We start from the raw sequence: 13,358 nt of genomic DNA, 5'->3' as shown, positions 1-13,358 counted from the left end.
TTCACACTCACCGACACCCCGCATCCGCCTTTTGCGGGCAGGATATCTCCTCACCGAAGTCCGCCCGCCAGCAGCTGATACGCGGCGTTCCACTTCAGCTCGCGGCGAACTTCGCGCGGGGTGCTCGATTCATCGATCAAAATCAATTCCGTGCGGGTCAGGTCGGCGAACTGGTCGACGGTCTCGGCATCCAGGGCGGTCGACAGCACGGTGTGGTGCGGACCGCCCGCCATCAGCCAGCATTCGGCGCTGGTGGCCAGATCGGGCTGCGGCTCCCAGACGGCACAGGCCACCGGCAGGGCGGTCAGCTCGGCGTCCGGCTCGACCACTTCGATGACGTTTCCGACCAGTCGGAAACGGTCACCCATGTCACAGATTCCGACGACGACCCCCGGGCCCGGCGCGGCGGAGAATTTCAGCCGTACGGGGTCCTCGCGGCCGCCGATGCCGAGCGGGTGGATCTCCAGCCGCGGCTTCTGGCCGGCGATCGACGGGCAGACCTCGAGCATGTGCGCGCCGAGGATGCGCTGCGGACCGGGGCCCAGGTGGTAGGTGTAGTCCTCCATGAAACTGGTGCCGCCGGGCAGCCCCTGCGCCGCCGCCTTGAGCGTGGCGAGCAGCATCGACGTCTTCCAGTCGCCCTCGCCGCCGAAGCCGTAACCGTCGGCCATCAGCCGCTGGACGGCGAGCCCGGGCAGCTGGCGCAGGCCGCCGAGATCCTCGAAGTTGGTGGTGAAGGCGCCGAATCCGCCGTCGGTCAGGAACTGCCGCAGCCCGGCCTCGATGCGCGCGCCGTACCTCAGCGAGTCCCGTCGTTCGTCCTTCAGGACGTCGGCGACGTCGTAGCTGTCGTAATACTCCTCGACGAGATCATCGATGGCCTTCTCGGAGACGGCATCAACGACGGCAACAAGATCATTGACGCCGTACGTGTTGACGGACGTCCCGAAATGCCGCTCGGCCTCGACCTTGTCGCCCTCGGTGACGGCCACGTCCCGCATGTTGTCGCCGAAGCGGGCCAGCCGCAGGTTGCGCATGGTCGCCACGGCGATCGCCGCCCGCGCCCACGACCCCACCCGTTCTGCCGTCCGCGGCTCGGAGGCGTGCCCGGCCACGGTCGTGCGCACCACCCCGAGCCGGGTCTGCACGTAACCGAACTCGCGGTCGCCGTGCGCGGCCTGGTTCAGGTTCATGAAGTCCATGTCGATGGTGCCCCACGGCAGCTCCCGGTGCGCCTGGGTGTGCAGGTGCAGCAACGGCTTGCGCAGCGCCTCCAGCCCGCTGATCCACATCTTGGCGGGGGAGAACGTGTGCATCCACGCGATCACCCCGATGCAGCGGTCGTCGGCGTTGGCGGCGATCATCACGGCCTTGATCCCGGCGGCGTCGGTCAGCACGGGACGCCACGCGATCGGCACCGGGATCGCCGGGGAGCCGTCGAGCTGCGCGACCACCTGCTGCGACTGGGCGGCCACCTGAGCGAGGGTGTCCTCGCCGTACAGGCCCTGGCTTCCGGTGAGGAACCAGATCTCGCGGCCGTCGAATGGGTTCATGCTCATCCTGCTTCCGAGAAGTTGCCGTAGTAGCTGTCGGGACCGTGCTTGCGCGTGTAGTGCCGGCGGATCAGATGCTCGGGCGGCTCGGCGGCCGGGTTGAGCGCCAGCGTGTGGATCGCCATCCGGGCGACCTCTTCGCAGACGATCGCGGTCTCCAGGGACTTGGTGGCGGTCGCGCCCCAGGTGAACGGTCCGTGGCTGGCGGCGAGCACCGCGGGCACCGAGGAGGCGTCGCCGTCGAGCGCGTCGAGGATGGCCAGGCCGGTGTTGCGCTCGTAGTCCCGCTCGCACTCGGCCGGCGTCAGATCGCGGGTGACCGGGATCGGGCCGTCGAAGTTGTCGGCGTGCGTGGTGCCGAGGACCGGGATGTTCCGCCGGGCCTGGGCGAACGCGACCGCGTGCGTGGAGTGCGTGTGGGTGATCCCGCCGATGCCCGGGAAGGCTTGGTAGAGCAGGCGGTGGGTCTCGCTGTCCACCGAGGGCTTCAGGCGGCCGCCGACCACCTGGCCCGACTCGATCTCCACGGTGACCAGGTCTTCCTCGGTCAGCCGGTCGTAGGCGACGCCGGACGGCTTGATCACGTAGACCCCGGCGCCGCGGTCGACGCCGCTGACGTTGCCCCAGGTGAGCGTGGCCAGGCCGGCCGAGGCGATGCGCTTGTTGGCCTCCAGGACCTCGAGCAGGAGATCTCTCATCGCAGTGCCTCCCGGCGGATCTTGCGCAAGCGGCGCATCACGTCGTTGCCGTGGCGTCCGAAGTAGTCGACCAGGGTTCGGTATTCGGCGTAGAGAGCGTCGTAGCGGTCTGAATTAGACGAAATGGGCGTCCAGGCGCCGTGCACCACCCGGCCCATCGCCGCCGCCGCGGCTCGGATGTCGGGATAAGCGCCCGCGGCCACCGCGGCGTGCAGCGCCGAGCCCAGCGCCGGCCCCTGGTCGGAGTCGAGCAGGCTGATCGGCATCCGGGTCACGTCGGCGTAGATCTGCATGACGAGCGGGTTCTTCTGCAGCCCGCCGGTCACGATGAGCTCGTTGACCTCGACGCCGGACTCCCGGAACGTCTCGATGATCAGCCGCGTGCCGTAGGCGGTCGCCTCGATCAGCGCCCGGTACTGATCCTCGGGCTGCGTCGCCAGGGTCTGCCCGACGATCACCCCGGACAGCTCGTGGTCGACGAGCGGGGAGCGGTTGCCGGAGTGCCAGTCGAGGGCGATCAGGCCGTGCGCGCCCACCGGCTGCCGCGCGGCCCGCTCGCTGAGCTCCTCGTGCCCGAGCGTGGAGTTCTCCACGAACCAGCCGAAGATGTCGCCGACCCCGGACTGCCCGGCCTCGTAACCCCAGAGGCCCGGGACGATGCCGCCCTCGACCACCCCGCACATGCCGGGCACCTCGCGCAGCACGTCGGAGCTCATCACGTGACAGGTCGACGTTCCCATGATCGCGACGAGCTGTCCGGGTGCGACGGCCTGAGCGGCGGGCGCCGACACGTGCGCGTCGACGTTGCCGACCGCGACGACCACCCCGGTGGGCAGGCCCATCCACTCGGCGGCCTCGGCGGTCAGGGTCCCGGCCGACTGGCCGAGCTGCCCGATCGGCGCGTCGAGCCGGGTCGCCGGGAAGTCCGCGAACGCCGGGTTCAGCTCGGCCAGGTAGGACTCGGACGGATAGGAGCCGTCCACGAACTGTCCCTTGTAACCGGCCGTGCAGGCGTTGCGCAGGTAGGTGCCGGTCATCCGCCAGACGATCCAGTCGGCCGCCTCCACCCAGTAGCGCGTGGCCGCCCAGACCTCCGGGTCCTCCTCGAGCACCTGCAACGCCTTGGCGAACTCCCACTCCGAGCTGATCAGACCGCCGTACCGCCGCAGCCAGCCCTCGCCGCGCTTCGCGGCGACCTCGGTGATCCGGTCCGCCTGCGGCTGGGCCGCGTGGTGCTTCCAGAGCTTGATGTACGCGTGCGGCCGGTCTTTGAAGGTTTCAAGCTCGCACAGCGGCGTGCCGTCCTCGAGCGTCGGCAGCACGGTGCAGGCGGTGAAGTCGGTGGCGAGCCCGATGACGTCGGCCGGATCGGCGCCGGCCGCCCGCAGCGCCTCCGGCACCGCGTGGCGCAGCACGTCGAGGTAATCCTGCGGCACCTGCAGTGCCCAATCCGGCGGCAACAGCTGATCGGTCCGGCCCGGCAGGTGCCGGTCGACAACCCCATGTGTGTACGCGTGGACCGCCGACCCGAGCTCAGCGCCGTCACTCACCCGGACCACGACGGCACGCCCCGACAGCGTCCCGAAGTCGACCCCGATAACGAGAGTCATGCTGCTTGTTCCTTCCGTTCCGGCGAAGCGACGGTGTCGCGGGGAATGAGTTCCGGCTCGACCAGGGCGGACTCGGCGGAGCGGACGCCGGTGGCGAGCTGGTCGAGGAGCAGCCGCAGCGCCTGGCGGCCGATGTCGCCGAACTCCTGCCGGATCGTGGTGAGCGCCGGGTGGAAGTAACCGGCCTCGGGCACGTCGTCGAAGCCGATGATGCTGACGTCGTCCGGGATCCGGCGGCCCTGTTCGGCGAGGGCCCGCATGATGCCCAGCGCCACGTGGTCGTTCGCCGCGAAGACGGCGGTGCAGTCCGGTATCCGGGCCAGCATCCGCCCGCACTGATAACCGGAGGCCGCCGACCAGCCGGCCCGGGCCATCGGCGGGGCGGCCGCGCCCGCCTCGGCCAGGGCGGCCCGCCAGCCGTCCTCGCGGGCCCGGCTGCCGTGCCACTGCTCCGGCCCGGCCACGTGCCAGACCGTGCGGTGGCCGGCGGCCAGCAGGTGCCGGGTGGCGAGCAGGCCACCGGTGTACTGGTCGACCGACACGTTCGCGGTCTGCCACTCGGGCAGGCCGTCCACGGTGACGATCGGCAGACCGTCGGGGACCAGGCGCATGGCCTCGGCAGCGGCGTCGACCGGAGCGATGAAGACGAGACCGGCCGCGCCCTGCTGGACCAGCCGTTCCACGATGCGGCGGGAGGCGGCGGTGGCGTCGTAGCCGGCCACGTGCCCGACGGTCAGCGAGAGATCGGCGCCGAGGGCGGCCTCGCCGATCGCCTGGACCATGCTGGACGGTCCGTAGAGCGTGGTGTTCTGGGCGACCACCCCGATCACGTTGGACCGGCCGGTGGCCAGCACCCGGGCCGACAGGTTGCGCCGGTAGCCGAGCTCGGCGATAGCCGCGAGCACCCGCGTGCGCGTGGTTGCCGACACGTGCGGGTGCCCGTTGAGCACCCGCGAGACGGTCTGGTGCGAGACACCGGCCCGGGCGGCGACGTCCGACATCACCGGTCCGCGGTGCGGTGGCGGGAAACCGGCGCTCATGTGCGGGCCCGGCCGGCGCGCCCCGGCTCGTCTCGTCGTACCCGGCGCGGACGGGCCTTCATGGGCGGTCCCTTTCGACATAAGGCCGCGTCATGAGCGAGCGTCATGATCGCGCGAAGGTTCCTGGGGCTTTGGCAAGAATTGTGAACGCAAACATGCTTGTCGTGTCCTTCCGCTGTCAAGGCCTCGTCCCGGCCCCGTTATCTGTTCGTGACATTCACGGGCGCTCGTGCTGACGTGCGAAAACCTCGTTCGTGGCCGGTTTGGTCCACTTGGCGGCGATGTCAGGCATGTATCACCAGGGTTTCCTGCCGATGATCTTGGCGCTTCAGTCACGGTCAACTCTGTTAACGATCTCAAGAGGTTGACGGATGTCGATCTGTGGAGTAGGCACTGCTCCGGACCTGGGCGGAAGCGATCGATCAACCTCATCCGTCCGTATCGGATCGGCAACGGATCGCATGCGGCACTTATCGATCTTCGGCGATGCGGCCTACGGTGACCGTTGACCGGCTCACCGAGCGAAGTGGCTGGTCCAGGCTGTGAGCGCGAACAGTTCATCGATGGAAGAGGCGGACGGATCGGACAGTGCCTGCTCGCAGGCATTGATGCAATCTTCCGGTAACAAAGAGCGATCACCTCTTGACTCGCCTGTTGAGAACGGTAACACTCGCGAAACGAAGTACCGGTGGTGTCGTGGAGCCCCGGGTTGCTCATGGTGGTGGAGGACGGATCTCCACCACGGCAGTTCCCCTATTTGAAGCTGACGCTCGCGCGGGTCACCTCTCCCTGTTAACGTTCACAACCCGCGCGGCGGCTGTAGGTCGCCTGAAGGAGGAAGTAGTGCTCAAGAGACTGTCAGTCGCGATGGTCGGTGTCGTGCTGCTCGGTTCGGCTCTGGCCGGTTGTGGCAGCAAGGACGACTCCAGTGGTTCGGGGTCGGGCGACAAGAAGATCGTTCTCGGCTTCTCGCAGGTCGGCGCGGAAAGCGGATGGCGCACCGCCAACACCAAGTCCATCCAGGACTCGGCGAAGGCGGCGGGCATCGAGCTGAAGTTCGCCGACGCCCAGGGCAAGCAGGAGAACCAGATCACCGCGATCCGGTCCTTCATCACCCAGAAGGTCGACGTGATCGCGTTCTCCCCGGTGGTCACCTCCGGCTGGGACGCGGTGCTCAAGGAGGCCAAGGACGCCGGCATCCCGGTGATCCTGACCGACCGCGCCGTCGACTCGCAGGACACCTCGCTCTACGTGACCTTCCTCGGCTCGGACTTCATCGAGGAAGGCAAGAAGGCCGGCCAGTGGCTGGTCGACCAGTACAAGGGCAAGACCGGCCCGGTCAACATCGTCGAGCTGCAGGGCACGACGGGCGCGGCCCCGGCCATCGACCGGCAGAAGGGCTTCGCCGACACGATCGTCGCGGACCCGAACCTGAAGGTGATCAAGTCCCAGACCGGTGACTTCACGCGCGCTCAGGGCAAGACTGTGATGGAGACCTTCCTTCAGTCGACGCCGAAGATCGACGTGCTCTACGCGCACAACGACGACATGGGTCTCGGCGCCATCGAGGCGATCGAGGCGGCCGGCAAGAAGCCCGGCACCGACATCAAGATCATCACGGTCGACGCCGTCAAGGACGGCATGACCGCCCTGTCCGAGGGCAAGATCAACTACATCGTGGAGTGCAGCCCGCTCCTCGGCCCGCAGCTGATGGACGTCGTCAAGCAGGTCAAGTCCGGCGGCAGCCCGGAGAAGCGGATCCTCACCAAGGAGACGACCTTCACCCAGGAGCAGGCCAAGACCGAGCTCCCGAACCGCCAGTACTGATCTTTACCTGAACAGGCCGGTCCCGGGTTGCTGCCCGGGACCGGCCTGCGGGCACGAAACGGAGCACGTATGGGCGAGCCCTCCCCGGTTCTCGAGATGACCGGGATCCGTAAAGTCTTTCCCGGCGTCGTCGCGCTCGACGGCGTCGACTTCCGGCTCTTCCCGGGCGAGGTCCACGCTCTGATGGGCGAGAACGGCGCCGGGAAGTCCACCTTGATCAAGGTGCTCACCGGTGTGTATGCCATCGACGGCGGCGAGATCCGGCTCGGCGGTTCACCGGTGCAGTTCACCGGCCCGCTGCAGTCGCAGAAGGCCGGTGTCAGCACCGTCTACCAAGAGGTCAACCTCTGCACCAACCTGACGGTCGCGGAGAACATCTTCATCGGCCGCGAGCCGCGCAAGTTCGGGCGCATCCAGTGGGGCCTGATGCGCAAGCGCGCGGCCGAGCTGCTCACCCGGCTCGACCTGAACATCGACGTGTCGGCCACGCTCGACTCGTACTCCCTGGCGATCCAGCAGATGGTGGCGATCGCGCGCGCGGTGGACGTCTCCGCACGCGTGCTCATCCTGGACGAGCCGACCTCCAGCCTGGACGCCTCCGAGGTGGAGCAGCTGTTCAAGATCGTGCGCCGGCTCCGGGACGAGGGCGTGGCGATCCTGTTCGTCTCGCACTTCCTCGACCAGGTCTACGAGATCTCCGACCGGCTGACCGTGCTGCGCAACGGCAAGCTGATCGGCGAATACAAGACGGCCGAGCTGCCGCAGGTCCAGCTGGTCGAGAAGATGATCGGCAAGGAGCTGGCCGTCCTCGATGACCTCGAGGAGAAGGCACAGCGCACGCGCACCCGGACCGCCGAGGCCGCGCCGATCCTGCAGGCGACCGGGCTCGGCCGGGTCGGGGCCATCGCGCCCTTCGACCTCACCATCAACGCCGGCGAGGTGGTCGGGCTGGCCGGGCTGCTGGGCTCCGGGCGTACCGAATTGGCTCGGTTGTTGTTCGGCGCGGACCGCGCCGACAGCGGTGAGCTGAAGATCGACGGCAAGGCCGTGACGCTGCGCAGCCCGCAGGCCGCCATGAAGCACGGCATCGCGTTCTCCTCGGAGAACCGCCGCACCGAGGGCATCCTCGGCGAGCTCACCGTGCGGGAGAACATCATCCTCGCGCTGCAGGCCTCGCGCGGCTGGACCAGGCCGATCCCGCGCCGCAAGCAGGACGAGCTGGTCGACAAATACATCAAGGCGCTGCAGATCCGGCCGGCCGACCCGGAACGCCAGGTGCGCAACCTCTCCGGCGGCAACCAGCAGAAGGTGCTGCTCGCCCGCTGGCTGATCACCGAGCCGCGGCTGCTGATCATCGACGAGCCGACCCGGGGCATCGACGTCGGCGCCAAGGCGGAGATCCAGAAACTGGTCGCCGAGCTGTCCGACGGCGGGGTGGCGGTGCTGTTCGTCAGCGCCGAGCTCGAGGAGGTCCTCCGGCTCAGCCACAAGATCGAGGTGCTCCGGGACCGCCGGCTGGTCGAGGAGCTGGAGAACACCGAGGGCGTCGACGCCGACCGCATCATGCAGACCATCGCCAGCGGAGCGAACCCATGACCATCCTGAAGAACCGCCTGTTCTGGCCCGCCCTCATCCTGGTGGCCCTGCTGGTCGTCAACATGTTCACGGCCAACCAGTTCATCACCGTCCGCGACGGCCACCTGTTCGGCGTGCTGCCCGACATCCTCCGCGGCAGCGCCCCGTTGCTGCTCGTCGCGCTCGGCATGACGCTGGTCATCGCGACCGGCGGCATCGACCTGTCGGTCGGCGCGGTGATGGCCATCTCCGGCGCCGTGGCCTGCCTGCTGATCAGCAAGCTCGACAACCAGGGCAGCCTCGGATCGGTGCTGCTGATCATCGCCGTCGCGATCGTGGCATCGCTCGCCCTCGGCCTCTGGAACGGCACGCTGGTCGCGGCGGTCGGCATCCAACCGATCATCGCGACGCTGATCCTGATGGTGGCCGGGCGCGGTGTGGCCCAGCTGGTCACCGACGGCCAGATCATCAACGTGCAGTCCAGCCCGTACGCGGCGATGGCCACCGGCCACTTCCTGGCGGTGCCGATCGCGTTTCTGATCGCCACCGCCGCGGTGGTGCTGACCGTGCTGCTCACCCGGCGTACCGCCCTGGGCCTGCTGCTCGAGTCGGTCGGCGGAAGCCCGACCGCCAGCCGGCTGGCCGGCATCCGGGCCAAACGGATCACCGTCATGGTGTACGTCGTGTCCGGCGGCTTCGCCGGTCTCGCCGGCCTGATCTACAGCGCCAACATCAAGAGCGCGGACAGCATCTCGGCCGGCAACCTGATCGAGCTGGACGCCATCCTCGCGGTGGTGATCGGCGGGACCGCTCTGATCGGCGGCCGGTTCTCCATCGCCGGCACCGTCATCGGCGCGATCCTGATCCAGACCCTGCAGGTCACGGTCGTCGCGGTCGGCGTGCCGAGCAAGGCGACCCTGCTGTTCAAGGCGGTCATCGTGGTGGCGCTGTGCCTGTCCCAGTCCGCGACGTTCCGGCAGAAGGTCTTCGGGCGCTTCAAGCCTTCTCGTCCCGCCGTTGTAGCGGAGGTGGCGGCATGACCGCCTGCACCGAGCGGCACTCCCGCAACCTGCCCGCCCAGGCCGCAGGCGAGGGCCAGAAGGGCATGCCAAAGGAGGGCTCAGCATGACCACCGTCGACATGACTCCGGCGACGAACAAGAGCAACTCGCCGGCCAACCCCAGGCGGCGGGTCTACCGGCCGAACACGAAGTACATCCCGATCCTGGCGACGCTCACGCTGCTGCTGATCATGTACTTCACCGGGGTGGCGAACTACGAGAACTTCGGCCAGCCCAGCGTCGTGGTCAACCTGTTCCGTGACAACGCCGTGCTGCTGGTCGTCGCGGTCGGCATGACCTTCGTGATCATCACCGGCGGCATCGACCTCTCGGTCGGCGCGGTCATCTCGATGACCACCACCCTGACCGCCACGTTGCTGCAGGCCGGCTGGCCCCCGCTCGTGGTGCTCCCGCTGGTGCTGCTGCTCGGCTCGCTGCTCGGCGCCGGCATGGGTGCGGTGATCCACTTCTTCAAGGTGGAACCCTTCATCGCCACCCTGGCCGGGCTGTTCCTCGCCCGCGGCATAGCGCTGTTCATCAACCAGAACTCCATCCCGATCCGGGACAAGCTCTGGAAGTCGCTGTCGGAGTACCGCATCGTCCTAGCCGACGGCGTGGTCACCAAGGTCACCTCGGTCACCGCGGTCGTCGTCGTGCTGATCGCCGCCGCGGTGCTGGCCTGGACCCGGTTCGGCCGCAACGTCTACGCCGTCGGCGGCAACGCCGACTCGGCACTGCTGATGGGCCTGCCGGTCGGCCGCACGAAGATCGCGGTCTACACCCTCAGCGGCTTCTGCGCGGCGCTGGGCGGTGTGCTGTTCAGCATCAACTCCACCTCCGGCTGGGCCTTGCAGGGCCAGGGCCTGGAGCTGGACGCGATCGCCGCGTGCGTCATCGGCGGCGTACTGCTGACCGGCGGTTCGGGTTATGTCTTCGGGTCGCTGCTGGGTGTCCTCGTCTACGGCCTGATCCAGACGATCATCACCTTCCAGGGCGACCTGAACGCCGCCTGGACCCGCATCATCATCGGCCTGCTGCTGTTCGGCTTCATCGTCCTGCAACGAGTGGTCACCCGAAGAGCGAGATGACCCAGCCGCCGGCCACCACCCGCTGGTGGCCGGCGCTCATCTCTCGGACGTGGATCGGGGGAACGCTCCGAGGAAGGTGGCGACGTCCTCGGTCCGCTGCTCCGCGATGACCCGCAGATCGTGGAACACCGAAAGCCGCGAGTCGGGTGACAGGGCGTCGGCGATCACGGACCCGAGCGTCTCGGGCGCATCGCTCTGTCCGGCGATTGCCTTCACCACCGCCAGCAGGGCCTCGCCCGCCTCTCGACGGGTTCGGCCGTTCATCAGTACCTGCGCCCACATTCGCCCGAATATCTCGATGCGTGCCGATCGGACGAGAGGATCATCGGCGGCGCCGCCGATGAGAAGGGCGGCTAGTGCCGTGCACGCCGGGTCGCGCAGATCATCGGTGAGCGAAAGCATTCCTAGCTCGCGGACGGCGTCGGCGTAGAAGCGCTCGCCCAGGTCGGCGCCGAGCACGAGGGCCGCCGTCCGACGCTGATCGACGGTCCCCTCTCGCACCCACCGGATGACCATTTCCATCGCGGGCACCGCCAGCGCGTAGTCGATACTCATCAAGCGCAGGGCTTCCACCACGACTGCCTGCTCGGGTGCGCCCTGCTCACCGGCCGAGCACGGCTCCAGGAACGACTCCCTGACCTCGGTGAAGTCCAGCGAGGCGAGGAGAGCGAGTCCCTGCGGCAGCCCGGCGAGATCCGGATGCCCGGCCACGCCGCGGAGCCACCGCCAGACGGTCTGCCAGAACCCGCGGTCGAACCGGGCCCACAACTCGGCGAGGGCAAGCCGCCGATGGCCCGGCAGTTTGAATGACACGGTGCCCCGCTCGACGCGGATCAGCTCCCGCTCATCGCTGCGGACACGTTCCTGGGGAATGCCGGTCGCCGGTTTCGGCCGGATGGCGGCCGGAAACTCCTCGGACATGAACTGTTCCAGCCCCGCCTCGAGGGTCTCGAAGCCGCGGACACCGGCGCCCTCGACGAAGGCGAGCGCGGTGACCTCGAGCAGCTCCCGCGGTGCGGGAGGGCGATCGAACCAGGCCCGGACCTCCATGGCGATGACCTCGTCGACCTGCTTCACCGCCTGCTCAGGGTCGGCACCGGCGGCGATCCGGCGGGCCAGTTCGACGACGCTCCGCAGCGAGCACTCGTGGGGCAGGACGGGAGCGATCGCGTCGAGCTGATCCGGGTATTCGTGGCCGGTTGCGGCCAGGCGGGCCCGCAGCACCCGCATCACATCAGGCCGGTGCCACTCCACCGCGGCAACCGCATTCACCCCGGCGCTCGTCGTGACGACCAGGTGAGCACCCGCCTCGCGGACACGACTACCTATGACATCCCAGTGGATGCCGTCATCCGCTCCCACCCGGTCGGCCAGCACGTAGCCGTGACCGGGCAGATATGACCGCTCGGCGAGTTGCTGAAGTGTGTAGACCGGCGACAGGAGGACCAGGGGCCCATCGGTGGCCTCGAGGAGCAGGTTGATCGCACCGGTCCGCTTGCCGATTCCCTGAGGCCCGGACAGGATCAGGAAACTGCGGCTGGTCAGTGCCTGGATCGCCTGCTCGTGCGAAGACGGCCGCACATAACAGGAACGGATCTCCGCGAGCTCGGCGATGGACAGCTTCCCGGCGAAAGTGGAGCGGCGGGCGGCGGTTTCCTCGGAGTCGTCGTCCGCGCTCGGACGGATGACGACGGTGACCTCCCCGTCGCGGAGCAGAACCTCCGGAGACGGGGCGTTCTCGCGGCGGCAGTCCGCCATCGCGGACGGGATGCCACTGCCCTCACACTCGACGAGCCAGATCCACGTCAGGACGTGCGCGAGCCAGAAATTGCGGTGCCGGGATTCGCCTTCCAACCTGGCCAGGTCGCATCGGACCTCCTCAGTGACACTCTGGCCGTGCCACGACCCCGGACTGGAGACCTCGAGCCGGTCGTCGAACAGCCGGACCGAGACGCACGCGTCGGTCCGTTCGTAGTCCCGGTGGGCAACCGCGTTCGCGATGACCTCGCGGACGGCGATCATCGGATAGGCATATCGAGGGGTGGCCTGGGCCTGTTCGCTGGAAGGCGCCTCGCCCCGCCGGACCCGGTCGGCGACGAACTGGCGCGCGTCGACGATCTGCCGCGGCACGGTGCCGGCGATCGGCAGGACGTCGTGGGTGGCCGACCGGTCGCGGCCGCGGTAGTGGGCGCACTGGATCATCGCCGACGGCAGGACGTCGGCCGGGGCCGAACCCACCAGGAGCATCCCGGTGCCGGTCAGGAACTTTCCCTTCAGCAAGCCGGTCCGGCTGAGGAATTCCCACGGAGCGAGGCTGCCGGGGAAGCGGGCCAGAGCCTCGGGCCGGAGCTCGGCGCGGAAGCGGGCGAGCGCGTCGATGTCGAAGCTGACCATCTCGGTCGGCCGATCCAGGAACTGCCCGGCGGCGGGTTCGGCTGCGGACGGCGCGGCGGGTGGCGGGGGACAGTGCTTCGAAATCGCGGCAATCAGGTCGCGGCAGGCCTGTTCCGGGTCGTCGCAGTAGCGGGCCACCTGGGTGTGCAGGCTGAGCTGACCGACGAAGGCTTCGGCGTCCATTTGCACCACGAAAACGCGCGGAACCGTCATTGCGTGGGCGGCGTTCACCAGTTGGTGCGCCCACCGGCTGCCGATCGCCTTGAGGGTCGCGTACAACACCACCGGAGAGCCGCTGTGCAGCGCCTTCGTGGCTTCGCCGACATGCGATTCGCCCACCGCGACCGTGCCGTTGTGGGCGACCATGAAACCGGCCGCACGAAGCGGCACGGCCAGTAGCTCGGCGAGTCTCTCTTCGCCGCCGGCGGTCACGATGTAGACGGGACGGCTCATGCGCTCACATCATCCCGGGCAACGATGATCCCTTCAACCGCCCAGAGATGTACGGCCCGG

Annotated in this window: 9 protein-coding genes; 4 read left to right on the top strand and 5 right to left on the bottom strand. The window is 68.6% G+C overall.

Going from position 1 to position 13,358, the window contains the following annotated elements; genetic code table 11:
• Nucleotides 1-50 precede the first annotated feature (50 nt).
• From araA to AB0E90_RS14405, 4 genes are read right to left on the bottom strand one after another with little or no spacing between them, the layout of a single operon-like run.
• Nucleotides 51-1,559 carry an L-arabinose isomerase gene (gene araA, locus AB0E90_RS14420; RefSeq protein WP_360404063.1) on the bottom strand — a complete coding sequence of 503 codons (1,509 nt, stop codon included), beginning with the start codon at nt 1,557-1,559 and terminating at the stop codon, nt 51-53.
• Complete coding sequence (gene araD / locus AB0E90_RS14415) at nt 1,556-2,251, bottom strand: L-ribulose-5-phosphate 4-epimerase AraD (protein WP_360404060.1); 696 nt, start codon at nt 2,249-2,251, stop codon at nt 1,556-1,558. The genes araA and araD overlap by 4 nt, the downstream gene beginning before the upstream one ends.
• Complete coding sequence (gene araB, locus AB0E90_RS14410; protein ID WP_360404057.1) at nt 2,248-3,861, bottom strand: ribulokinase; 1,614 nt, start codon at nt 3,859-3,861, stop codon at nt 2,248-2,250. The genes araD and araB overlap by 4 nt, the downstream gene beginning before the upstream one ends.
• Nucleotides 3,858-4,862: a LacI family DNA-binding transcriptional regulator gene (locus AB0E90_RS14405; protein ID WP_360404054.1), complete on the bottom strand. Its 1,005-nt coding sequence runs from the start codon at nt 4,860-4,862 to the stop codon at nt 3,858-3,860. The genes araB and AB0E90_RS14405 overlap by 4 nt, the downstream gene beginning before the upstream one ends.
• 906 nt (nt 4,863-5,768) lie before the next feature.
• On the opposite strand from AB0E90_RS14405, the gene AB0E90_RS14400 reads away from it, so the two are divergent.
• The 4 genes from AB0E90_RS14400 to yjfF all read left to right on the top strand — a co-directional run bounded on the left by AB0E90_RS14400 (nt 5,769) and on the right by yjfF (nt 10,451).
• Nucleotides 5,769-6,728, top strand: coding sequence for an ABC transporter substrate-binding protein (locus AB0E90_RS14400; protein WP_360404387.1), 960 nt, complete (start codon nt 5,769-5,771; stop codon nt 6,726-6,728).
• 69 nt (nt 6,729-6,797) lie between these two features.
• Nucleotides 6,798-8,324, top strand: a complete 1,527-nt coding sequence (locus tag AB0E90_RS14395; protein WP_360404051.1) for a sugar ABC transporter ATP-binding protein — start codon at nt 6,798-6,800, stop codon at nt 8,322-8,324.
• On the top strand, nt 8,321-9,343 hold the full coding sequence (locus AB0E90_RS14390; RefSeq protein ID WP_360404048.1) for an ABC transporter permease: 1,023 nt from the start codon (nt 8,321-8,323) through the stop codon (nt 9,341-9,343). The genes AB0E90_RS14395 and AB0E90_RS14390 overlap by 4 nt, the downstream gene beginning before the upstream one ends.
• 85 nt (nt 9,344-9,428) lie before the next feature.
• Nucleotides 9,429-10,451, top strand: coding sequence for a galactofuranose ABC transporter, permease protein YjfF (gene yjfF / locus AB0E90_RS14385; protein ID WP_360404045.1), 1,023 nt, complete (start codon nt 9,429-9,431; stop codon nt 10,449-10,451).
• Nucleotides 10,452-10,487: 36 nt separating this feature from the next.
• On the opposite strand, the gene AB0E90_RS14380 is transcribed toward yjfF, so the two are convergent.
• Nucleotides 10,488-13,298: an ATP-binding protein gene (locus AB0E90_RS14380; protein ID WP_360404042.1), complete on the bottom strand. Its 2,811-nt coding sequence runs from the start codon at nt 13,296-13,298 to the stop codon at nt 10,488-10,490.
• Nucleotides 13,299-13,358 lie beyond the last annotated feature (60 nt).

Origin of the sequence: Actinoplanes sp. NPDC026619 (assembly GCF_040638295.1) — a bacterium.
Lineage (GTDB): Bacteria > Actinomycetota > Actinomycetes > Mycobacteriales > Micromonosporaceae > Actinoplanes.
Note: the sequence above shows the minus strand (reverse complement) of the source record. Positions and strands in the feature narration are given on the sequence as shown.

Coding starts and splice junctions, on each gene's coding strand:
- araA (WP_360404063.1), bottom strand. CDS start 1,559: ATGAGCATGAACCCATTCGACGGCCGCGAGATCTGGTTCCTCACCGGA.
- araD (WP_360404060.1), bottom strand. CDS start 2,251: ATGAGAGATCTCCTGCTCGAGGTCCTGGAGGCCAACAAGCGCATCGCC.
- araB (WP_360404057.1), bottom strand. CDS start 3,861: ATGACTCTCGTTATCGGGGTCGACTTCGGGACGCTGTCGGGGCGTGCC.
- AB0E90_RS14405 (WP_360404054.1), bottom strand. CDS start 4,862: ATGTCGGACGTCGCCGCCCGGGCCGGTGTCTCGCACCAGACCGTCTCG.
- AB0E90_RS14400 (WP_360404387.1), top strand. CDS start 5,769: ATGGTCGGTGTCGTGCTGCTCGGTTCGGCTCTGGCCGGTTGTGGCAGC.
- AB0E90_RS14395 (WP_360404051.1), top strand. CDS start 6,798: ATGGGCGAGCCCTCCCCGGTTCTCGAGATGACCGGGATCCGTAAAGTC.
- AB0E90_RS14390 (WP_360404048.1), top strand. CDS start 8,321: ATGACCATCCTGAAGAACCGCCTGTTCTGGCCCGCCCTCATCCTGGTG.
- yjfF (WP_360404045.1), top strand. CDS start 9,429: ATGACCACCGTCGACATGACTCCGGCGACGAACAAGAGCAACTCGCCG.
- AB0E90_RS14380 (WP_360404042.1), bottom strand. CDS start 13,298: ATGAGCCGTCCCGTCTACATCGTGACCGCCGGCGGCGAAGAGAGACTC.